Raw genomic sequence first — 21,240 nt, 5'->3', positions numbered from 1 at the left:
TGAGATTCCTACGGAATGACAAACTTTGAATTTATTAAATTTTAATAATTAAATGAAACCTTGTGGTCAGAAAGACCATTTCAATAAGTAAACTATGGCAACACAAGACTTCTTAGGAAAAAAAATATATAATATCAGTTCAGAAACGGTTTCAGAAAGCTGTCCGTCAAATATTGCCCTGATCAAATATTGGGGGAAATACGACAATCAGATTCCGGCAAATCCGAGTATCAGTTATACTTTAAATCACTGCAAAACCAATACAGCAATAGAATTTCTGGCAAACGAAACGTTTTCTGTTCAGACTTTTTTATCAGGAAATGAAGAAGCAAAATTTGCCGGGAAAATTGAAAAATATTTTAAAAATATTGAACAGTATCTTCCGTGGATTTTAAAAGGAAAATACATCATCCGAACTGAAAATACATTTCCTCACAGTTCGGGAATTGCAAGTTCAGCTTCCGGTTTTGGGGCTATTGCAAAATGTCTGATGAAATTAGATGAAACTTTTTCACAGAAAAATTCAGAAGAAGAATCTTTAAGAAAAGCCTCATTTTTAGCAAGATTAGGAAGCGGAAGTGCTTGCAGAAGTTTGTACAATGGTTTGGTTGTTTGGGGTGAATCTGATGAGGTTGAAGGAAGTTCTGATTTGTTTGCTGTAAAATATCCTGATGCTGAAATTCATGATGTTTTCAAAGATTTTAATGACTGGGTTTTATTGATCCATGAAGGTGTAAAGAGCGTTTCCTCAACAGTTGGCCATGGTTTGATGAATACCAATCCTTACGCAGAAAGAAGATTTCAGGAAGCAAAAGAAAATTTTGTTCCGATGAAAGAAATCTTGAAAAATGGTGACTTGAATTCTTTTATAAAATTGATAGAACACGAAGCTTTAACGCTTCACGCCATGATGATGATGAGTGATCCCGCTTTTATTTTAATGAAAACCGGAACTCTGGAAGTCATTAATAAAATCTGGGATTTCAGAAGAGAAACTTCTTTATCATTGTTCTTTACCTTAGATGCGGGTGCAAATGTACATTTGCTGTTTCCAAATGATGGCTCAGAAGACAAAATAAAAACTTTTATTGAAGCAGAATTGCTGCAGCATACTCAGAAAAATGGGATGGTGAAGGATGTGATGAAGTTTTAATAGAAAGAATATTGATATAAGCGGACTTAGTCCGCTTTTTTATTGATGAATAATTTGACTTTTAGTCAAAAAAACTATTTTTTTTAATTTAGATTCTTCGGAATGACAAACAGTGTGTATTAATCCTCCTTCACAATAGCATCACGCTCTCCGTCTTCCTCTTTACCTTCTTCGATAATTTCTTCAGCTTCTTCTATTTCTTCAGAATCAGCTTCTTCCACACGTTTTTCCTGATCGTCATTGTGATGATCTATGAAGAATTCGCAATATACAGGAAGGTGATCCGAACCGAAATTTTCCAAAGTTTTAAGGTCTTTAATGAAAATGTCTTCACTGTGGAACATCAGGTCAATCGGGAATCTGAACAGACGGTATTTTGCATGGAAAGTAGAAACGAAAGAATGACCAACTCTTGGATCGATCAGATGACTCGTTTTTCTGAATAAAATAGACGATTTTGACCATGCCACGTTATTGAAGTCTCCAACTACGATCAAAGGTTTTTTAATTTCCTGAACACGTTTTGCAGTACTCAGAAGATCGCCATCCCTTTCTTTTGAAGTTTCTTCTTCTGTCGGACTCGGCGGCGGCGGATGAACTCCAAAAAATACAAACCTGAAACCATCTTTCGTTTTCAGATGCGCTTCAATACTTGGAATGTCATCGGCTACAAAAAAATGTGTTTTTGATTCTTCAATTTCCATTTTAGAATAGAAGTGCATTCCATAAGTATTTTCCAGAGTTACTTTATGCTGATATGGATAATCTTTTTCTAAAACCTGCAATGCTTTTTCCCAATCGCTATTGCTTTCCATTGTCAGGAAAATTTCCGGTTTATTTTTGTTGATGAGATTGATAAATTGATTGTAATCTTTATTAAACTGATAAACGTTTGCAGAAATAAAATGATATTTCTCTGATGAATTTTTACTTTGCGGATGCTTTTTTACCGGATAAAGTGGTGTATATCTTATTAATATAATTCCATGATAAATAAAGATTGCCAATAACAAACCCTGATAGTACCAAAAATGTTTGAAGCTGATAAAAAAACCAAAAACAAACACGATTAAACTAATGTATGTGATCTGAATTTTACCAAAATCAGGTACTCTGAAAATCCAATGTGAACTTGGGATTTTTGGTAACACCGTTAAAATCAATAATAAAGCGACAAAAATAAAATAAACTTCCCACATATTTTTTAAAATAACAAGTAAATGTAAGATATTTTGATACAATTTTGCCTCTGTTTTTATTTAAAATTTGTTAATAAAAGCTCTTCAGGAGCAATATATTTCTTACTTTTAAGGTTATAAAAATAGAGAAGTATGAATAAATATTTGGGAATTTTTATTTTGCTGAACTCATTGTGTTTCGGACAAACATCTGAGAAAGATTTGGTTAAACAAACCGTAGAAAATCTCTTTACCGGGATGAAAAATGCAGATGCCGAAATGATAAAATCTACTTTTTCAGAAGCTCCGATTATGCAAAGTATAACAAAAGACGGAGTTTTAAAAAATGAAAATATAGGTGATTTTATCACTTCTATTTCCCAACTTTCAAAAAATGATGCAGACGAGAGAATAACTTTTGAAGCCATTCATATTGACGGAAATTTGGCAAGTGTTTTTACTCCTTACGAATTTTATTTTAAAGGAAAATTCTCGCATTGCGGAGCCAATAGTTTTCAGTTGGTGAAGCAAAATAATATTTGGAAAATTCAGTATTTAATTGATACAAGAAGGAAAGACTGTGAAAAATAATTTAAAAATGAAAATTCATCATATCGCCATTATCTGTTCAGATTATGCGATTTCAAAAGCATTTTATACTGATGTTTTAGGGTTAAAAATTCTACGTGAAGTTTATCGTGAGGAAAGACAATCTTACAAACTTGATCTTGGTATTGATGATCATTATGTGATTGAATTGTTCTCATTTCCAAATCCTCCAGAAAGACCTTCAAGACCTGAATCCTGCGGATTGAGACATCTGGCTTTTTCAGTGGAAAATGTAAATGAAAAGAGAGAAGAATTAATTGAAAAAGGCTTAAAATGTGAAGAAATAAGGATAGATGAATTCACAGGAAAAGAATTTTTCTTTACCCAGGATCCCGATCAATTGCCGCTGGAATTTTATGAAATTTAAAAATAATCTAATTTATTAATGAAAAAATATATCGTTGTTTTGGCTTTTGCACTCATGAACTGTCAGTTTCATGCTCAAACTGTAAATGAACCTAAAAATCATCCTATAGAATGGTCACAACCTTATGAGCCTTTCCGGATTGCCGGTAATTTGTATTATGTGGGAACTTATGATCTGGCTTCATACCTTATAGTAACCAAAAAGGGAAATATTCTTATTAATACAGGATTGGCAGATTCTCTTCCAACAATTAAAAATAATATAAAGAAACTTGGTTTCAACTATAATGATACTAAAATATTACTGCTTACACAGGCGCATTACGATCATTTAGGCGCAATGGCTGCAATTAAAAAAGAAACCGGAGCAAAATTGTATGTCGACAAGGCAGATGCTGATGTTCTGAAAAGTGGCGGAAAATCTGACTATGAAATGGGGAAATATGGGGTTACATTTGAGCCAATCAATCCTGATTATGTTTTAAAAGATAAGGATTTTGTAACGCTTGGTGATACTAAATTGATGATGTTGCATCATCCGGGACATACGAAAGGCTCATGCAGCTATCTGCTCGAAACCAAAGATGACAAGAGAAAATATAAGGTTTTGATTGCCAATATGCCTACAATTATTATTGATAAGAAATTTTCTGAAGTTAAGCTATATCCTACAATTCAGAAAGATTATGAATATACTTTAAGAGAGATGAAAAAACTGGATTTTGACATTTGGGTGGCTTCCCACGCAAGTCAGTTTGATATGCATGAAAAACATCAGCCAAAAGATGTATATAATCCTGATGTTTTTATGAATAAAAAAGAATATCTCGACCAGATTGATTCCTTAGAAAAAGAATATCTTAATAAATTAAATGAATAAAAAAGATATATCAATGCGCATATCCGGTCACAAAACTGATAACCATAATGATTAAAACAATTGATGAGATCAGGACATAGAGATAGTCTTTTTCTTTAAGATAGCCTATCAAAGCAAAAATAATTCTCATCAGGGGAGTGAAAATAAGCATCAGAATTCCTAGTTGAATAATCGCCATTCCTTCTCCCTTACAAAGAGTTTCCCAAAAATGTCCCCAAACTTTTTCCGAAGAGGTCCCCATGTCGAGAAGTTTGTATTTTCTCGGCATTTTAAATCCTTCTGTAAAAAGTTTAACGAAACCTATAAGCGAAGTAATTACAGATAAAATAACGCCTAATCTCAGTAAGTTTCCAACGGAACGGTTCAGATCAACATCAGTGAAATTTTTTCTCATGAGAAATTGCTTCTTATACCGTTATACATCATATAAATTGAGAGAATCGTGATTACGATAGCAAAAAATGTTTTCAGTTTTTTTGTTTTGGAAACCATTAAAGTTTTGGATCCGATAAAACTTCCCACCACAACTCCTACCAAAACAGGAGCTACAATGACAGGGATAATTTCGCCTCTCTGGAAATAAATTAATGAACTGGCAACCGCCGTTACACCAATCATAAAATTACTAGTCGTTGTAGAAACTTTGAACGGTAATCTCATCATATTGTCCATTGCCAAAACTTTCAGCGCACCGGAACCGATTCCTAAAAGTCCGGACATTGCGCCTGCAAACATCATCATAAAAAAACCTGGAACTGTATTTCTTGCAGCATAGCTTTTCATTATGCCTTTATCCGGGAAAGTTCCGTATAATTTAAGCTTATCCTCCAAACTTCCTTTAATCAGCGATTCCTGATGATCAGGTTTTCCTTTAAGATTTAAAACTACGGTAAGAAGAAGAATACTTGCGAAAATAATTCCGATCGTATTAGGATTAAGCATTCCAGACACTAAGGCTCCAACGATCGCACCAGCGGTCGTTGCAATCTCTAAAAACATTCCGATTCTCATATTGGTAAAGCCCTCTTTCACAAAAGCTACGGCTGCTCCTGAAGAAGTACCGATCACAGAAATAAGTGAAGCACCGATTGCATAATGCATTGGAACACCGAAACCTAGCGTTAATAGGGGGATGATGATAACTCCTCCTCCTAAACCTGTAAGTGAACCCAGAAGACCTGCTGAAATAGCGCCAAGAAAGAGAATGATGATTTCTGACATGCTACAAATATAAAACTATTGGCGTTTTTGGGCAAACTTTAATGAAAGATTATTTTTTGACGTATTTTTGCAAAAATAAAATTCAAAATGAAATTATTTTATATCATTCTCGGTGCGACTCCAAAGGGAAGGAATATTGAGCAGCATGACATATTTTTCGGAATCGCAGAAAATCTTAAAGATTTAGTTTCGGATATAAAAAATTTCTGGACAGAAGCGGAAGGAAAAATTCATCTTGACGGTTATCAGGAAGTGAAATTTGCAGACGGATTTGAAGTGAAAATCGCCGAAAAAACTAAGCAAGCTCAGGAAAATCAGTTATATTTTGTGAATTTGGGAGGCTACAAAAGAGGTTTTTTTGAAGAATTTCATCAGCAGCATTTGATGGTAGGAACTTCAATGGGCGAAGTTGTAAAAAAAGTAAAGAAAACCGAATTTTACAAAACGATGGGTTTTGAAGATGCGGTAAGCCATATCGACGACAAGCATGGAGTAGATATCGACGATATTTTTAATGTCAATGATATTTTGCCGGAAAAAATGAAAGAAAAATATTCTATAATTCTTGAAAAAAGTGAAGAATTGAATCAGGAAAATTTTTCAAAAGTGGGATATTTGAAAATTGATAAAATAAATTAATCTAATAAAATAATGAAAATAGGAATTTTAGGAGGCGGACAATTGGGAAGAATGCTCATTCAGGAAGCTTTAAAATATGATGATGAATTTTATACTTTAGATCCGGCTTCGGATGCGCCTTGTCATAATATTTCATATTTTACACAAGGAAGTTTCAATGATTATGAAACCGTTTTAAATTTCGGAAAAGATAAAGACGTTGTAACGATTGAAATTGAGCACGTCGATGCAGATGCTTTGGCAGAACTGGAAAAGCAGGGTGTGAAAGTAGTTCCGAATGCTCAGATTATTAAAACCATTCAGCAGAAAATCCTCCAGAAAGAGTTTTATAAAGCACACGGTATTCCGAGTCCGGATTTTGAAATTATGGACGGAAGTTCAGATGAAATAAAAATTCAATTCCCTTTTGTGCAAAAATTAAATACAGGAGGTTATGACGGAAAAGGTGTACAGATTATCCGTTCGTCTGAAGATTTGAGAAACTTATGGACTGAAGATTCGGTTTTGGAAAATCTGATTGATATTGATAAAGAACTTTCTGTGATTGTTGCCATTAATGAAAATGGTGAAACCAAAACTTTTCCTGTGACAGAAATGGTTGCTGATCCGAAATTAAACTTACTTGATTTTAATATCTGTCCGGTTTTTTTAAGTGAAGATATTGAAAATCAAATCGATTCAATTACAGATAAGTTTTTGAAAGCTGTCAATTCTCCGGGGCTTTTTGCTATTGAATTATTTTTGGATAAAGAAGGAAAGGTCTGGGTTAATGAAACAGCTCCAAGGCTTCACAATTCAGGACATCAAAGTCAGGAAGGAAATGCCAATTCGCAGTTTGAGCAAATGTATCGTGTTGTGAAAAACTTACCTTTAGCCGATACGGACGCCATTATTTATAGTGGAATGCTGAATTTGGTTGGAGCAGAAGGCTTTTCAGGAAAAGTAATTTATGAAGGCATGGAAGAGGTTTTAAAACTTCCTGAAACCTACATTCACCTTTATGGAAAAACAGAGACGAAACCCGGCAGAAAAATGGGACATATCAATGTTTTGGCAGATTCCAGAGAGGAATTGATGGAAAAACTGGTAAAAGTTAAAGCAATGGTAAGAGTGATTGCTTAGAAATATGAAAGACTGCTGAAAAAAAAGCGGTCTTTTTTTATCTAATTACTGAAAATTTCAGGAAAATCAATCGTCCATTTCCTTTCCTGAGAATTCCATAGTAAATACGGACCATTGAAACCGTCAATGTAAACAAGCTCAAAATTTCCATTTTTATCAGATGTATAAATTGGGTTTGCAGACTCATCTTTTTTCAATCCTAGTTTTTCTAATGTTTGCCAATCATTATTTTCCGGCAGTTTTTGATTGGTCTTTTTATACTCTTCGATGCTATTGATCAGCTCATTTCCAAATTTGATGTCGGATTTTCTGGTGATTTCAATAGGTAAATTCCAATAGATTGCTATTGACAAGATGATAAGAACGATTAGCGATAGAGAGATAATGAGTGCTTTTTTCATATTTAAAATTATATTATATAGAACCTTCTAAAGTTTAAATATCATTACCAGAAAAAATTTCAGGTATTTAAACTATTTAAAAATCCTTTTAATCACATTCCCGATTTCCATAAAATCATCATGATTTCCCACTGAGCGTTTCTCAGCGTCATTTTTATCATATCCAGAGTAAGGGAAAATAAGGAGATAATTGTTGTCTTTCAGGCTTTTGTTGAGAAGATCGGGAATTAGCCTCATTCTCGGAATATAAGATTGCATTCCTCTTTTTGCCATAAAAAGAATCAGTGCCTCATCTTCTTTTAATTGAGCTGCCGTTTTTTCTCCATCTTTCCACGTATTCATAATTATAAATTCGGCTTCAATATTGGCTTTTTTAATGATCTTTTGAAGAATATTGAGAATGGTTTCGGGAGCATAAAAAACAAGCGTTGCGCCGGAATTTCTCGCAATATTCCAGACTCTTAAGAGTGAATGGAAAAATCCTGCTTCTTTGTGAGCATTTTCCGGAATCATCACTGCATATTTTTTGATGGTGGAAAGCGGTTGTGCAGCATGATAAACCAGAACATTCACATCATCATTCTGAAGATAACCGTTATAAAGATTATAAACAAATGAAGGTGAAAAACCCTTGTCGTCTTCAAGCCCGATAATTAAATCTGTGATTTTCTGTTCTTTAATGACATTATTAATGCCGTTTATGACATCGTTGTCATATCTTTTTAATGCCTGAAGTTTTACGTCGGCTGCTGCCGCAGTGTCACTTGCATGATGCAGTACTTTCTCTGCATTTTTCACAGAAGATTCGTTTTTATCTTCATTAATGATATTTAAAGCAAAAAAATCTTCGGTATTCGAATGTGCTTTAATCAAAATTCCGAGGTTGACCATTCTTTCAACAGTTTTGTCATAATTGATGGCCAAAAGTATATTTTCTTCTTCGTGATTATTGCCGGAAACCGTGTCTTCATTATCACTTTCTGCAATTTTTTGTGCACTTGCCATTGAGATAAATGAGGAAATGGTACATGAAATTAAAATTAAAAGAATGCTTCCGTTCAGAACGTGTTCGTTTAATAATCTTACGGGTTCACCGTTTTCACTTTCAGAAATAATAATGTTGTAACCCACCATTACAGAAGCTAAAGTTGCCGCTGCTGAAGCTGAACTCAAACCGAAAATGAGTTTTCCTTCTTCTTTTGAAAGCCTGAATGTTTTTTGTGTGGCTACAGCTGCCAAATATTTTCCGCCGATCGAAGCGAGGAGCATGATAGCTGCAACCAAAATGGTGTCCCAACTTTTAAAGAATGCCTGGAAATCAATCAACATTCCGACACTTATTAAAAAGAAAGGAATAAAAATGGCATTTCCTACAAACTCTACACGATTCATCAAAGAAGAAGTGTGTGGTATAAGTCTGTTTAAAGCCAAACCGGCAAAAAATGCTCCGATAATGGCCTCCATTCCGGCAAGCTCTGCAAGCAGTGCAGCCAAATAGATCATCACGAGTACAAATATATACTGCGATATTTTATCATTTACTTTTTTAAAAAACCAGCGACCAATCAGTGGAAAAAGAAAAAGTACGATCAATCCGAAAATAATGAATGATACCGAAAGTCTCACCCAAAAAGCCGTACCTACATCACCTTGCGACATCCCTACAATTATTGCCAAAACCAAAAGCGTCATCACATCTGTAATCATTGTTCCGCCTACAGTAATATTGACAGAGAGATTTTTTGTTATTCCGAGTTTACTTACTAAAGGGTAGGCAATCAAAGTATGAGACGAAAATAAACTGGCAAACAGAATGGAAGTGAGCATCGAAAAGTTTAATAAATAATATGCTCCAATAAATCCCAAAACGAAAGGTGCAGTAAATGTATACAGCCCGAAAGTGAGACTTTTCCATTTGTTTCGTTTAAAGTCGCCCATGTCGATTTCCAGTCCGGCAAGAAACATGATGTAGAGTAATCCTGTCGTTCCTGTGACTACAATACTGCTGTCTCTCGCAAGTACATTAAATCCGTTTGGACCAATGATGGCTCCTGCGATAATCAATCCCAGCAAATGTGGAACTTTTATTTTATTGAGTAAAAGCGGTGCTGCCAAAATGATGATCAGAACCAGCAGGAACTTCAGTACAGGATCTTCGATGGGAAGACTCAGGTTGTGTATGCTTAGAATCATAAGTGTTATTTTTGAATGCGGGTAAGCTCTACAGAAAACCTTGCAGTACAGTTATTATCAACCGTTACCGTTCGTATTCCTCTGATTTTGTTGGGTGAAATTTCGTTAAGCAAAATATTCATTTCTACATTTTTCTGGGCTGTAGAATCTGTTTTGTAGTTCAATTTTACTTCATTATTTTCAAATTTCCCAAGATAGGTTCTTATGAGATTATTGTTGTTGATGATTTTGGTTGAAAGCTGAATAGAATCGCTGTCAAATTCCCAGTTGTCGATGCGTTGATCTCCCACTGCATAGTCGCTGCAGTTAGATTCTGTGCAGATCACTTTTCCGCTCCATACTCCGGCAACTTCCTGGGGCCATAAAAGTATTTGTACAGAATCTTTTTTATTGAAAATACTGTCACGCATTTTTAATAAAGCCTGATATTCTGACTCTTTTTTTGCGAATAATTTTTCTTTTTCGAGAAGCTTTGTTTCTCTTTCCGTCAGTTGTTCCTGTTTTTGTTTATCATCACAGCTTACAGAAAGTAATAGGACCAACAGAAAAAGGAAGGGGTGTTTTTTTAGCATAATATCAAGAATTATTCTAAAAATATAGGCAAAAAATATGGAAATAAAAAACGGAAAATTGCTAAATCCAGCATTTTGGACAGAATGTCTAATGATTTTTTCTAAAAAAATTAAGACTCAATGCGCTGTCTTTTAAATAATTCGGGATTATAATTTATGATAAATACTCCGGCGATAATTAAAACTGCGGCAACGATAAATTTAGCAGAAATGATTTCATCTAAAATCAGCCAACTCAGGAAAATGGAGATCACCGTATTCACATAAGCCAAAATAGAAACCTGAACCGGAGAGATTTTGGTCAAAGCATAATGAAAAGCAAAAAAAGCTGATACAGAGCCGAAAATTGCTAAATAAAGCATTGCAGAAATACTTTTGATACTCCAGTTTCCGAAATGATAATCTTCTGAAAAAAGGAATGCAAAACAAAGCTGCACAATTCCTGCGAAAGCAAACTGGTAAAAAAGATTTAATGAAATATTTCTGCTCTGAATATTTAATTTTTTTGTAAAAATAGTTCCCGAAGCCCAACCTCCGATAGCGATAAAAAGATAAATGATTCCTAGTCGGTAATCGGGATTTGCCATGTCTGACAAGCCGTCCCAAAAGATGAAAAGAATTCCGCTGAAACACATTAATACCCCAAAAAAAGCCCTGAAGGTAAATTTCTGCAAACCAATCGCAACACTTCCAAGGAAAACAACGATAGGAGAACACGCACTAATTAATGAAGTAAGGCTGCTTGTAACATCTTCTTCAGCTACGGTTGTCATTCCGTTGGCGACAATCAACATTAAGGTGGAGAAAATCAATTGATACCCTAAATTTTTCCAACCGATCCATTTGAATTCTTTGCGATAGAGCAGGATCAAAAGCATGATAATCGCTGCCAAAAACTGACGGATTCCTGCTACAAACCAAGCCGGAATAGTTTCTACGGCAACACGAATCGCCAAAAAGGTTGTTCCCCAAACAATGGCAACGGTAAGAACAGCAAAAATAAGTTTGTAATCTTTCAAAATAGTGTGAAATGATGGTGTAAAGATATTTATTTTAATATGAAAAATGATGCCAATGTATTCTGAAAGTGAATATTTGAATCATCCTTTATTAATAAATCAGAGGTGTGAAATTCACGATTAACAATTGACTTACAAAGCAAAATTGACTTTTCTCTTTTTTAAAATTCTTATCTTTGAATAATCTAATAAAATTGAAGAAATGGTAGGAATTATCATGGGAAGTCAGAGCGACTTGCCAATTATGGAACTGGCAGCAAATTTTTTGAAAAGTTTAGACATTCCTTATGAATTGACGGTGGTTTCGGCTCACAGAACACCTGAAAGAATGTTTGACTACGCAAAACACGCAAAAAGAAGAGGTTTAAAAGTCATTATTGCAGGAGCGGGTGGAGCAGCACATCTTCCGGGAATGGTTGCAAGCTGTACAACTTTGCCTGTGATTGGAGTTCCCATTTTATCAAGTAATTCTATTGACGGTTGGGATTCTGTGTTATCGATCCTTCAAATGCCGGGCGGAATTCCTGTAGCAACTGTTGCCTTAAACGGAGCTCTCAATGCCGGAATTTTAGCTGCAAAAATATTAGGAACAGGAGACGAAAACGTAGCTGAAAAACTTCAAATCTACCAAGATACTTTGAAAGATAAGGTTTTGGGAACGGTAGATGATATCAAAGCCAAACATCCGAATCTTTACGATTTATAATAATTCAGATTTAATATAAAAAATGCCTCGTGATTCTGCGAGGCATTTTTGTTTTTATTTTTTAATGAATTTAAAAGTCTCAATTTTTTCTTTGGTAACAATTTGCAAAATGTAATTTCCAGGCTCTAGATTTTGGATATTGATTAAATCTTTTGTCAAAGCATCTTTGGTGATCATTCTTCCGCTCATATCTGTTATGATGTAGCTTTTTGCATCTTTGATATTTTGTAAATAGATAAAATTTTCAGCAGGATTAGGATAGATGGAGCCTGTGTTTTTTACTTGACTTTCGTGAGTAGATAATTTTCTGCATTCTCCTATCGTGTCACCACTTATAGTCCAGCCTTTGTTGAGAAGAATATTTCTTTTCGGATTGATATCGACTGAATATGTCAATAAAACGGGTCCAAGATTAATATTATTTGCTGTATTGGGATTATCTGCCCAACCTGCAAGTGTGTCGCTGTAATTGTCACAATCTAAGCCCGAACCTGTAAGAGCAACAAAACCATTGGTAAGCGCAGGAAGATTCCATATTTCAAGGCTTTGATTAAAATTTGTTGCTCCTTGAAATATGGTATTGAAATCTGTCACAACACTTGTATTCCAGCTATCCAATGGTTGATTGAATGCTGTACAGGCATGGAACATATGAGAGATGTTTGTGACTTTAGAAATATTCCAGTTATTCAGGGGCTGATTAAAATTTGGATTAAAATGAAACATCCACATCATGTTGGTCACGTTTGATGTATTCCAGTTATTTAAGGGCTGATTAAATGCCTGAGTTCCGGAAAACATATAGCTCATATCTGTAACTTTCGATGTATTCCAACTATTCAAATTTTGGTTAAATGCAACTCTGTTTTCAAACATATATCTGAAGTCGGTTGCGTTGGATGTATCCCACGAACCGATGGGAGCATTAAAAGTATCAGGAATCTGAAATAAGCTAACGTGTGAAAACATATTTCTAAAATCTTTAATGCCTGAGGTGTTCCAGTTCGCCATAGAAGCGTGTCCTGTTAACGAATTGGCATTATAAAACATATATGATGCGTCTTCTACGGAAGAAAGATTGGGAGAATCTGTTGCATTGATCTGTACATATCTGCAATGTGAAAACGCATTATGCATAGATTGCCACTGAATATTACCCCACTGTTCTATTGCAAGCAATTTGTCTGAATTACCGGGATATGTCCATAATGTCCCGGCTTGTGTGACGGTCATACTTGCAAATTTTATCTGGTTAAAAACTCCGTTTCCATTACTTACTTTCACTCTGTAAGTAGCCTGACCAGGATTTGGGTTAAGATGTGTACCGAAACTTATTAAAGTCTGACCTATCGAAGTTACATTGGTCAGTGTTCCGTTATGTTGTGGATAGTTTACTTCTTCCCACTGAATTGTGTAATTAATTCCTGTGCCCGGAAACCAGATCTGACTTGATGTAGATGGATTCTGACCGGTAACATTAGTGATGAAATTTGGATTAATACCGCTCGGTTTCCAAATGGTGATAAATTCATTTTGAGCTTGGGTAATCTGAATAGACAGTGTTAGAATGATAAAAAATATTAATTTTTTCATAGGATTAATTTTAAAAATTGGTGTTTAAGGAAAATAATATTCTAAAACTTATTTATTCTTTGATGAATTAAAAGTTTAAGCAATTTATATTATAAGTATTCCTAATGATAATAAATTAATTTTGTGATTTCGTTAATTATATATAAATGACAAATATAAGAATTTTTCAAACATATCAATATTTTGTGAAATAAATATTGCAAAATATAAATGCTCACCAATTTTGATGAGCATTGATGATTTAATTTTTTATTAATTAATCTTCCATCATATTATCACGGGTATTCTTCTGGACGGCAATTGCGCCAAAAAGGGCGAGCAAAAATGCAAATGCATAAAAACCTTTTTCACTCGGCAAAATGGTTGCATTAAATAGCCCAATTGTCAACAAAACTATAGATGATAATGTAGCAAACCAGCAGATTCCGTAGTAAATATCTGTGACTTTAATGTTTTCCATTCTGTCACGAACAGCTTTTTGCAATGAAACTACAGCAAATAACCCGTAAAGAAGAATTGTGAAATAGTATCCTTTTTCATTCAGTTGCATCTCTGCTCTTACCAAACCTACAATGTAACCGATCATTCCTGCGCCCAGAGCAACCCACGAAGCTGCGACGAATGCGTTTGATACTCCTTGCTTTTTCATTTATTATGTTTTTTTAATGTTAATTGATCCAAATATATTATTTTTTAATGAAAGTCTATGATTTATCTTGGTTTTTATCACTAATCTTTGATGAAATTTGACGACTCTCTCTGTAAAGATGTGCAACTTCATAGCCACGATAGAAGCGGCATCCTTTTTTTGCGGTTCCCGGAGCAAAGCGAAGGGAACCGCAAAAAAAGATACAGCGGATAGCGTGATTAAGCTCCTGATTGTATTTGAAATTTAGAGATTTGAGTGATGAGAAGTTTTGAGATTTAATTTATTCTGTGATAAAAAAACGCTCCAGAAAAATTCTGAAGCGTTCTACTATTCTTTATCAGCAATTACTCATTGCTGATTATATTATTTACTAATAACTAGTATCTGTAATATTCTGGCTTGTAAGGTCCTTTCACATCAACGCCAATATATTGAGCTTGTTCAGTAGAAAGAACTTCTAGCTCAACACTTAATTTTTTAAGGTGTAAAGCAGCTACTTTCTCATCCAAATGCTTAGGAAGCATATATACTTCGTTTCCGTAAGCTTCAGAATTAGTCCAAAGTTCGATCTGAGCCAGAGTCTGGTTAGAGAAAGAATTTGACATTACAAAACTTGGGTGACCTGTTGCGCAACCAAGATTTACCAATCTACCTTCAGCAAGAATGATTACTTCTTTACCTTCTTCCAAAGTATAGATATCAACTTGTGGCTTCACTTCAGATTTTGTGTGACCATAGTTTTCGTTCAACCAAGCCATATCAATTTCGTTATCGAAGTGACCGATGTTACAAACGATCGCTTTATCTTTTAATTTTAAGAAATGTTCTTTTCTTACGATATTGAAGTTACCAGTTGTAGTGATTACGATATCTGCGTTATCTACAACAGTATCTAGTCTTTTTACTTCAAAACCGTCCATTGCAGCTTGAAGTGCACAGATTGGATCAATTTCAGTTACAGTAACGATAGAACCCGCTCCTCTGAAAGATGCAGCAGTACCTTTACCAACGTCTCCGTATCCGCAAACTACAACTCTTTTACCAGCCAACATAATGTCTGTAGCTCTTCTTACAGCATCTACTGCAGATTCTTTACATCCGTATTTGTTGTCAAACTTAGATTTGGTAACAGAATCATTTACGTTGATGGCAGGCATTACCAAAGTTCCGTTTTTCATTCTCTCATATAATCTGTGAACTCCTGTAGTTGTTTCTTCAGAAAGTCCTTTGATATCTTTTGTGAATTCTGGGTATCTGTCAAATACCATGTTTGTTAAATCTCCACCGTCATCAAGAATCATATTCAATGGTTTTCTGTCTTCACCGAAGAATAAAGTCTGCTCAATACACCAGTCGAATTCTTCTTCGTTAAGACCTTTCCATGCATAAACAGGGATTCCTGCAGCAGCGATTGCCGCAGCAGCGTGATCTTGAGTAGAGAAAATATTACAAGAAGACCAAGTAACTTCAGCTCCTAAAGCCACTAATGTCTCGATAAGCACAGCTGTTTGGATTGTCATGTGAAGACAACCCGCGATTCTTGCACCTTTAAGCGGCTGAGACGGTCCGAATTCTTCACGGATAGCCATCAAACCGGGCATTTCTGCCTCAGCAAGAGTAATTTCTTTTCTTCCCCATTCTGCCAGAGAAATATCCTTAACTTTATAAGGAACGTATTGTGTTGTAGTACTCATATGTATGAATAAGTTTAAATTCAAATAATTAAATGCAAAATTACAACATATAATTAAGATAAAAAAACAATGTCTATGATAACCATCAGGAAATAGAATATGCAAGAATTTTATTTTTATTTATTCTAAATTATGTATTTTTGCAAAAATAAATCTATTATGAATCATACTCACACGCAGGAAGAAGCGCAAAGACAAGCAAAACCTGTTGCCCCAAAAGTAAAAGAACTGATCGCAAGAACTCAAAGTATCATTCTTGCAACGGTAGATGCAGAAGGAACTCCCAACTCCAGTTATGCACCGTTTGTAGAAATTGATAACAAATTTTATATTTTGGTTTCTTTCATGGCAAAACATACAAAGAATCTTTCTGAAGGTAGAAAAACCTCTATGATGTTCATCGAAGACGAATCTGCTACAAAACAGATCTACGCTCGTGAAAGATTAACGATCGAAGCAACAACTACTCAGATCGAAAGAGATTCTGAAATCTGGAATCAGGTTGTAGGTTTGTTGAAAGAAACTCACGGTAAAGTGGTAGATGTGATTTCTGAAATGAAAGATTTTATACTGATCGCATTAAATCCTGTGAAAGGAGCTTATGTAAACGGATTTGGAAGTGCTTATTTTGTAGATGAGAATCTCGAAATTATGCAACATAGAAACGATCAGAATCATCAATCGAAGTAGGATGCATGACTTGGGTGATGAAAGTTTACATTTGCACCTTAAGTTTTCAGCTTTTTAAATAATATTGAAATTCACTTAAGTTTTAGGATTTAAGTGAATTTTCTTTTCAAAGTGAATTGTAAAAATTTCTATGATTTCTCTTTGGTAGTCTGTTTGTCATTCCCGAGGAATCTAAACTAAATTTAAAAAAAACGGTCGAGATACTTTCAGCATAAAAAACTGTGCGATGAAAGATAACTCACTACCTGAAAAACTTCTATTATTAATCTCCGAACTTCCAGTCAAAAAAATTACTACTTTTACGCAATAATTTTAATTATGCCTCTTTACCGCGATTTTTCTGATGACAAAGCTACGATTCTCGTATGGAAATATGAGGAAGATGAAGAGTTGAGTCCTGATGAACTTCTGGAGCCGGAAAATATCGAAAAAGTAAAAGATTATCATCCGAAAAAATTACTTGAGGTATTGATGGTGAGAAAACTTCTCAAAAGTTTAAAGCCTGATTCAAAAATCTTATATAAAGAAAGAGAGCCATTTCTTTCCCCAAAAGATGCTGAAGTTTCGATCACACATTCTTTTCCGTTCGCTGCAATTGCCATTTCTAAAAGTAAAATAGGGATTGATATTGAAAAATTTAATCCTAAAATTTTAAGGGTAATAGATAAGTTTACTTACGAGAACGAGAGAGGTTTTATACCTTTTGATAATGAGGTCACTTTTTATACAATTATCTGGAGCGTGAAGGAAAGTATGTACAAAATTCACCATTCCAAACATTGGTCACTGAAAAAACATTACGAAGTAAAGCCTTTCGAACTTAAATATCTTTTTGATATCAGGTGCAGAGTACATGATGATCAGATTTCAGATGAGTTTAAAGCGAGAGTGAAGTTTTTTGACGATTATTGCTTTACGATTGTGGAAGAGTAGTGGTTTCTGCTCTGTACGTCTGAATTACTTTCCGCTGTTCTTTTGCGACGTCATAGATCAATTCCAAAACATCATGGATATTTTTGAGTTCCGTTAAATGTGAAATTTTATTCGGGTCTCTGCGGTCAAAGATTTCATTTTCTAAAAGTTCAGATTTTCTTTGAAGCAGTAAATTTTCAATCGATGAATCTTCCGGCTCAAGACGGCTTTCCATTTTTAATGTTTCTGTAATTTTTTCGCCATTCAGCAATACGGAAACCTGATTCATCTCAGCTTCTATTTTTTTTGTCCAGCTTTCAGAATCTATTTCCGGGTATTTTTTATTGTTTTTAGAATATTGTGAAAGTGAAGCTGTATAAGCTGTGATCAAATGTGATGTTGCCACAAACTGATGCACGACTTCCAGTTTTTTCTGCTGATTTTTGGGATCGGAAATCATTCTCTGAAAATTATCCGAAAGATTAGCCAATGAAATAATGGCATTTTTTCTTTTAACCTTATAATCTTCAATATCAAAATCTTCATTCAGAAATTTAGCCATTACGCTGTGAAAATAGGTGAGATTAGATTCTGCAGATTTTTTCATTAATTCTAAATTCTGTGTATGTTCCCAAACCGGAAGCACAATATAAGAAACCAGAAAAGCGATAATTCCTGCAATAATCGTATCAACAATTCTGTCTTTAAAAATGACATTAATGTTCCCCGGATTTAAAAAATTAAAACTCATAAAAACATACATCGTCATAAAGAGAACTGCCCAAAAATATCTTCCCTTCAATAAACTGAAGCATAAAATCATGCTCAGTAAAAGAATTGCAAAAAGGATAGCGTTGATATTGACAAAATATAAAATGGCATAAGCAATAACCGCACCTGCAACTGTACCGTAAAAACGAAGAAGGTTTCTCTGTTTGGTAATGGAGTAGGCGGGTTTTAAAATAGCAACAATGGTAATCAAGATCCAATACGTGTGACCAATCACTAAAAATGGTAAAAGAGAAACCAGATATCCTAAAAATAAAGCAACAGTAATTCTTATTGCATGACGAAAATGTGATGAGGTAAGCGAAATATTACTTTTTAAAACTTTAAAATTAATTTTCTCCTCATTCGGCATAAATTTTTTCAGATCAAGACCTGTTGAAAGGCTTTTTGCCAGTTTTACATTTTGGGCAAATACTTTGTAAATTTCGTTGATCTCTTTTGTAATCTCATTGATGCGCATCATGATCTGTCTCAAAATCATGAAATTTTCGAGATTATCGGGAGTCATTTGCTTATTTCTAAGCTCAAAATAATGAATGTTCAGATCCTGCGAACGAGCTTCAAGATTAAAAATAGGTTTTGCCCGGGTGCTGCTTTGAAGTGAAATTCCGATATTGGCAATTTCCTCGGAAAGTATATTTAAATAATCATGAATGTTAACTAAAATGGTAGAATCTTCAAAACTCTGCTGCAGTTTTTTGTAGTCACTTTCCGAAGTCATCAATTTTTCATGCAGATCCATTGAATTCAAAAATGTCAACATCAGAAGTCTGCTTATGGTGGTAGATTCGTTGACGATTGTTCGGGTTTTAAAAACCGTCTCACGGGTTTCTTCCTGAAGGTTTTTAATTTCTATCTGTTTTGCAATTACCTGAGTGTTTAATCTGTCAAAATCAGGATTTTTCTGATAAAAATTTGCTTTAATTTTCAAAAATTCGGCAAGCTGCAGATAATTTTCACCAATCATCTGACTGGCCAATTTATAAGGCTGAATGGTTGTTACAATTAAGAAAATCAATAAAAACCAGATACAGCCGGCCGCGAAAATCAGTAAACTTTTTAAAATATTGGCTCCCGTTAAATGTCCGTCTATAAAAATTGCGAGAACAACCAACGCCAAAGATCCGACTGCAGCAAGTCTCTGACCATAAACGCCAATCAGAGAGAAAAACATTCCGAAAATGATAATTTCCGAGATGACCAAAGGAATTATTCCTTTGACTAAACTTGCAATCGATGAGACGATCACGAAACAGAAAATAGCAAACGTTAATGAATTTCTTCTTCGAATAAATGGCCCGGGTTGATCTGTCAATGCAACGAAACTGGTCCCAAGAGGAAATAAGAAATATTCTTTGAGCAAGCCGAAATAGGAGAGTATCAAACACGGAATAACCGTTGCCAATGTAATTCTTATCGAAGAATATACATATTGACTGGTTACGATCTTTTTTAGCTCCGCAGAATAGTTCATACTACAAAAATAATTATTGAAAAACAAAAAGCCCCATAATTGCAAGACTTTTGTGAACATATTTTGTTAATGTTTCATTTGTAAGGTGGGTTGTGGATTTTCCTTCGGGACTGAATTGTTAATTTAGATCAACAAAAAAAGCTCCAATGAATGGAGCTTTTGTATCTTATGTTTGATATTCTTAGTTATCTACATTAGAAGTTTCTTCACCGATGTTCCAAGTAAGACCGAAACGTAGTGTATTGTCCAAAGCAGTATTGATTTTAGACATATTGATCAAATAAGAAATGTCTAATCCGAAAGAACGGTATTTTAAACCAATACCTGCAGTTGCAAATTGTCTTGCTCCCTGCACATCACTTTCGTGGAAATAACCTCCTCTTACAGCAAATGCATTGTCATAAGAATATTCCAGCGCACCACTGTACATGATTGACTCTGGATTTTTGAAAGATTTTCCGATTCCGGACATTACTCCTACGTTTGGTACAGCATAAATTGGTTGTCTTGTGTTCGGATCGTTTCCTACGAATTCTGATCCCGGTACTAAGATTTTTGAACCTTCAACGCTCAAACCAACTCTGTTTACATCATCCAGATACATATCATAACCAATACCCAATCTTGCCATGGTAGGAAGATAAGATCTTGATTCTTCATCTCCTGTATAATCTAATTTAGGACCTATGTTAGTCATAGCAAAACCAGCATTAACTTTACCATCATATCCTCCAAAGCTAGAGAACTTAGGTGAAGTATAGTATGCTGAAATATCTACTGCAAAGCTATTTGCAGGTTTAAGTGTCGTATCTGTGTTGAATCCACCGGCCAAATCTGAACGAATAAATCTACCAGTTACAGCTCCGGAGAAAGAATCAGAAAGTTTCAGACCGTACGCAATATCTACTGAGAATTCGTTTGGCTTAGAAGTACCGTTAGAAGTTACCTCATTTCCTACAAGTGATGTAAGGTCAACCTCACCCATATTAAAATAATAAATACTTGCGGAAATTGTAGATCTTTCTTCCTGACCTAAAAATTTATGGAAAGCTCCATACAGTAAAAATACATCATTTGTAAGTTTTCCCATGTATGGTGTGTAGTTGATACCTACAGAAGAACTTGTTCTGCTAAAAGGATATTTTGCTGCATTCCAAAATTGAGAAAAAGCATCCGGGGAAGTAACGACCCCTTGATCCCCCATACCACCCGATCTTGCATCTGGTGCAATTCTCAGGAATGGAGCTCCGGTTAATACAGGTCTTACCTGACTCAAATCCTGTGCATAGCCTAAAAACCCAGCACTCAAACCAATCCCCAAAAGCAGTTTAGTAGTTAAATTCATATGTTGTCTTTTATATATTATCAGTTTTTTATTGA

21 protein-coding genes are annotated in these 21,240 nt (G+C 34.7%); 9 read left to right on the top strand and 12 right to left on the bottom strand.

The genetic code is table 11. The annotated features are described in order from the left end of the window. The first annotated feature begins 94 nt into the window (after nucleotides 1-94). On the top strand, nucleotides 95-1,153 hold the full coding sequence (locus K0R77_RS13105; RefSeq protein WP_300353102.1) for a diphosphomevalonate decarboxylase: 1,059 nt from the start codon (nucleotides 95-97) through the stop codon (nucleotides 1,151-1,153). Between the two features lie 119 nt (nucleotides 1,154-1,272). Here K0R77_RS13105 and K0R77_RS13100 read toward each other — a convergent pair whose 3' ends face one another. After that, on the bottom strand, nucleotides 1,273-2,352 hold the full coding sequence (locus K0R77_RS13100) for an endonuclease/exonuclease/phosphatase family protein (RefSeq protein WP_300353100.1): 1,080 nt from the start codon (nucleotides 2,350-2,352) through the stop codon (nucleotides 1,273-1,275). A gap of 132 nt (nucleotides 2,353-2,484) precedes the next feature. Here K0R77_RS13100 and K0R77_RS13095 point away from each other — a divergent pair, with 132 nt between their 5' ends. Genes K0R77_RS13095 through bla form a run of 3 tightly spaced genes read left to right on the top strand, consistent with a single transcriptional unit; the run spans nucleotide 2,485 to nucleotide 4,186 of the window. Then, complete coding sequence (locus tag K0R77_RS13095; protein WP_300353098.1) at nucleotides 2,485-2,922, top strand: nuclear transport factor 2 family protein; 438 nt, start codon at nucleotides 2,485-2,487, stop codon at nucleotides 2,920-2,922. 7 nt (nucleotides 2,923-2,929) lie between these two features. Next, a complete protein-coding gene (locus K0R77_RS13090; RefSeq protein ID WP_300353096.1) occupies nucleotides 2,930-3,307 on the top strand; it encodes a VOC family protein in 378 nt (125 codons plus the stop codon). 18 nt (nucleotides 3,308-3,325) lie between these two features. Continuing rightward, nucleotides 3,326-4,186: a subclass B3 metallo-beta-lactamase gene (gene bla, locus K0R77_RS13085; protein ID WP_300353094.1), complete on the top strand. Its 861-nt coding sequence runs from the start codon at nucleotides 3,326-3,328 to the stop codon at nucleotides 4,184-4,186. 10 nt (nucleotides 4,187-4,196) lie between these two features. Here bla and K0R77_RS13080 read toward each other — a convergent pair whose 3' ends face one another. Both K0R77_RS13080 and K0R77_RS13075 read right to left on the bottom strand, forming a co-directional pair. Then, on the bottom strand, nucleotides 4,197-4,580 hold the full coding sequence (locus K0R77_RS13080) for a DUF1634 domain-containing protein (RefSeq protein ID WP_300353091.1): 384 nt from the start codon (nucleotides 4,578-4,580) through the stop codon (nucleotides 4,197-4,199). After that, nucleotides 4,577-5,407: a sulfite exporter TauE/SafE family protein gene (locus K0R77_RS13075; RefSeq protein ID WP_300353088.1), complete on the bottom strand. Its 831-nt coding sequence runs from the start codon at nucleotides 5,405-5,407 to the stop codon at nucleotides 4,577-4,579. Before K0R77_RS13075 ends, K0R77_RS13080 begins: the two co-directional genes overlap by 4 nt. Before the next feature lie 87 nt (nucleotides 5,408-5,494). On the opposite strand from K0R77_RS13075, the gene K0R77_RS13070 reads away from it, so the two are divergent. Continuing rightward, nucleotides 5,495-6,046, top strand: coding sequence for a DUF1543 domain-containing protein (locus K0R77_RS13070; RefSeq protein WP_300353086.1), 552 nt, complete (start codon nucleotides 5,495-5,497; stop codon nucleotides 6,044-6,046). Nucleotides 6,047-6,058: 12 nt separating this feature from the next. Further along, nucleotides 6,059-7,168: a 5-(carboxyamino)imidazole ribonucleotide synthase gene (locus K0R77_RS13065; RefSeq protein ID WP_300353083.1), complete on the top strand. Its 1,110-nt coding sequence runs from the start codon at nucleotides 6,059-6,061 to the stop codon at nucleotides 7,166-7,168. Nucleotides 7,169-7,209: 41 nt separating this feature from the next. Here K0R77_RS13065 and K0R77_RS13060 read toward each other — a convergent pair whose 3' ends face one another. The 4 genes from K0R77_RS13060 to K0R77_RS13045 form a co-directional block, all read right to left on the bottom strand. Beyond that, complete coding sequence (locus tag K0R77_RS13060) at nucleotides 7,210-7,569, bottom strand: hypothetical protein (RefSeq protein ID WP_300353080.1); 360 nt, start codon at nucleotides 7,567-7,569, stop codon at nucleotides 7,210-7,212. Nucleotides 7,570-7,641: 72 nt separating this feature from the next. Continuing rightward, a complete protein-coding gene (locus K0R77_RS13055; RefSeq protein WP_300353078.1) occupies nucleotides 7,642-9,762 on the bottom strand; it encodes a cation:proton antiporter in 2,121 nt (706 codons plus the stop codon). Nucleotides 9,763-9,767: 5 nt separating this feature from the next. Beyond that, on the bottom strand, nucleotides 9,768-10,334 hold the full coding sequence (locus K0R77_RS13050) for a hypothetical protein (RefSeq protein ID WP_300353076.1): 567 nt from the start codon (nucleotides 10,332-10,334) through the stop codon (nucleotides 9,768-9,770). A gap of 110 nt (nucleotides 10,335-10,444) precedes the next feature. Beyond that, the gene (locus K0R77_RS13045) at nucleotides 10,445-11,353 is read right to left on the bottom strand and encodes an EamA family transporter (protein ID WP_300353073.1); all 909 of its coding nucleotides are present in this window, start codon (nucleotides 11,351-11,353) and stop codon (nucleotides 10,445-10,447) included. Nucleotides 11,354-11,555: 202 nt separating this feature from the next. Here K0R77_RS13045 and purE point away from each other — a divergent pair, with 202 nt between their 5' ends. Beyond that, the gene (gene purE / locus K0R77_RS13040; protein WP_300353070.1) at nucleotides 11,556-12,059 is read left to right on the top strand and encodes a 5-(carboxyamino)imidazole ribonucleotide mutase; all 504 of its coding nucleotides are present in this window, start codon (nucleotides 11,556-11,558) and stop codon (nucleotides 12,057-12,059) included. A gap of 54 nt (nucleotides 12,060-12,113) precedes the next feature. Here the strand turns inward: purE and K0R77_RS13035 are convergent, their stop codons facing one another. From K0R77_RS13035 to ahcY, 3 genes are all read right to left on the bottom strand, one after another. Then, nucleotides 12,114-13,652, bottom strand: a complete 1,539-nt coding sequence (locus K0R77_RS13035) for a BspA family leucine-rich repeat surface protein (RefSeq protein ID WP_300353067.1) — start codon at nucleotides 13,650-13,652, stop codon at nucleotides 12,114-12,116. Nucleotides 13,653-13,908: 256 nt separating this feature from the next. After that, entirely contained in the window at nucleotides 13,909-14,301 is a 393-nt protein-coding gene (yiaA, locus tag K0R77_RS13030; RefSeq protein ID WP_300353064.1) for an inner membrane protein YiaA, read from the bottom strand. A gap of 377 nt (nucleotides 14,302-14,678) precedes the next feature. Further along, nucleotides 14,679-15,995 carry an adenosylhomocysteinase gene (gene ahcY, locus K0R77_RS13025; RefSeq protein WP_300353061.1) on the bottom strand — a complete coding sequence of 439 codons (1,317 nt, stop codon included), beginning with the start codon at nucleotides 15,993-15,995 and terminating at the stop codon, nucleotides 14,679-14,681. Between the two features lie 159 nt (nucleotides 15,996-16,154). Between ahcY and K0R77_RS13020 the strand changes: the two genes are divergently transcribed. Together K0R77_RS13020 and K0R77_RS13015 are read left to right on the top strand one after the other, a co-directional pair. Beyond that, entirely contained in the window at nucleotides 16,155-16,685 is a 531-nt protein-coding gene (locus K0R77_RS13020) for a HugZ family protein (RefSeq protein ID WP_300353058.1), read from the top strand. Between the two features lie 318 nt (nucleotides 16,686-17,003). After that, on the top strand, nucleotides 17,004-17,618 hold the full coding sequence (locus K0R77_RS13015) for a 4'-phosphopantetheinyl transferase superfamily protein (RefSeq protein WP_300353055.1): 615 nt from the start codon (nucleotides 17,004-17,006) through the stop codon (nucleotides 17,616-17,618). Here K0R77_RS13015 and K0R77_RS13010 read toward each other — a convergent pair. Together K0R77_RS13010 and porV are read right to left on the bottom strand one after the other, a co-directional pair. Next, on the bottom strand, nucleotides 17,599-19,860 hold the full coding sequence (locus K0R77_RS13010; protein WP_300353052.1) for an FUSC family membrane protein: 2,262 nt from the start codon (nucleotides 19,858-19,860) through the stop codon (nucleotides 17,599-17,601). The genes K0R77_RS13015 and K0R77_RS13010 overlap by 20 nt on opposite strands. Nucleotides 19,861-20,041: 181 nt before the next feature. Beyond that, a complete protein-coding gene (gene porV / locus K0R77_RS13005; RefSeq protein ID WP_300353049.1) occupies nucleotides 20,042-21,205 on the bottom strand; it encodes a type IX secretion system outer membrane channel protein PorV in 1,164 nt (387 codons plus the stop codon). Nucleotides 21,206-21,240 lie beyond the last annotated feature (35 nt).

Origin of the sequence: Chryseobacterium sp. (assembly GCF_029240215.1) — a bacterium.
Lineage (GTDB): Bacteria > Bacteroidota > Bacteroidia > Flavobacteriales > Weeksellaceae > Chryseobacterium.
This window is presented reverse-complemented; position numbering and strand designations above follow the sequence as displayed.

Coding starts and splice junctions, on each gene's coding strand:
- K0R77_RS13065 (WP_300353083.1), top strand. CDS start 6,059: ATGAAAATAGGAATTTTAGGAGGCGGACAATTGGGAAGAATGCTCATT.
- K0R77_RS13060 (WP_300353080.1), bottom strand. CDS start 7,569: ATGAAAAAAGCACTCATTATCTCTCTATCGCTAATCGTTCTTATCATC.
- K0R77_RS13075 (WP_300353088.1), bottom strand. CDS start 5,407: ATGTCAGAAATCATCATTCTCTTTCTTGGCGCTATTTCAGCAGGTCTT.
- K0R77_RS13090 (WP_300353096.1), top strand. CDS start 2,930: ATGAAAATTCATCATATCGCCATTATCTGTTCAGATTATGCGATTTCA.
- K0R77_RS13100 (WP_300353100.1), bottom strand. CDS start 2,352: ATGTGGGAAGTTTATTTTATTTTTGTCGCTTTATTATTGATTTTAACG.
- K0R77_RS13020 (WP_300353058.1), top strand. CDS start 16,155: ATGAATCATACTCACACGCAGGAAGAAGCGCAAAGACAAGCAAAACCT.
- bla (WP_300353094.1), top strand. CDS start 3,326: ATGAAAAAATATATCGTTGTTTTGGCTTTTGCACTCATGAACTGTCAG.
- K0R77_RS13010 (WP_300353052.1), bottom strand. CDS start 19,860: ATGAACTATTCTGCGGAGCTAAAAAAGATCGTAACCAGTCAATATGTA.
- K0R77_RS13035 (WP_300353067.1), bottom strand. CDS start 13,652: ATGAAAAAATTAATATTTTTTATCATTCTAACACTGTCTATTCAGATT.
- ahcY (WP_300353061.1), bottom strand. CDS start 15,995: ATGAGTACTACAACACAATACGTTCCTTATAAAGTTAAGGATATTTCT.
- porV (WP_300353049.1), bottom strand. CDS start 21,205: ATGAATTTAACTACTAAACTGCTTTTGGGGATTGGTTTGAGTGCTGGG.
- K0R77_RS13105 (WP_300353102.1), top strand. CDS start 95: ATGGCAACACAAGACTTCTTAGGAAAAAAAATATATAATATCAGTTCA.
- purE (WP_300353070.1), top strand. CDS start 11,556: ATGGTAGGAATTATCATGGGAAGTCAGAGCGACTTGCCAATTATGGAA.
- K0R77_RS13095 (WP_300353098.1), top strand. CDS start 2,485: ATGAATAAATATTTGGGAATTTTTATTTTGCTGAACTCATTGTGTTTC.
- K0R77_RS13015 (WP_300353055.1), top strand. CDS start 17,004: ATGCCTCTTTACCGCGATTTTTCTGATGACAAAGCTACGATTCTCGTA.
- K0R77_RS13070 (WP_300353086.1), top strand. CDS start 5,495: ATGAAATTATTTTATATCATTCTCGGTGCGACTCCAAAGGGAAGGAAT.
- yiaA (WP_300353064.1), bottom strand. CDS start 14,301: ATGAAAAAGCAAGGAGTATCAAACGCATTCGTCGCAGCTTCGTGGGTT.
- K0R77_RS13080 (WP_300353091.1), bottom strand. CDS start 4,580: ATGAGAAAAAATTTCACTGATGTTGATCTGAACCGTTCCGTTGGAAAC.
- K0R77_RS13055 (WP_300353078.1), bottom strand. CDS start 9,762: ATGATTCTAAGCATACACAACCTGAGTCTTCCCATCGAAGATCCTGTA.
- K0R77_RS13050 (WP_300353076.1), bottom strand. CDS start 10,334: ATGCTAAAAAAACACCCCTTCCTTTTTCTGTTGGTCCTATTACTTTCT.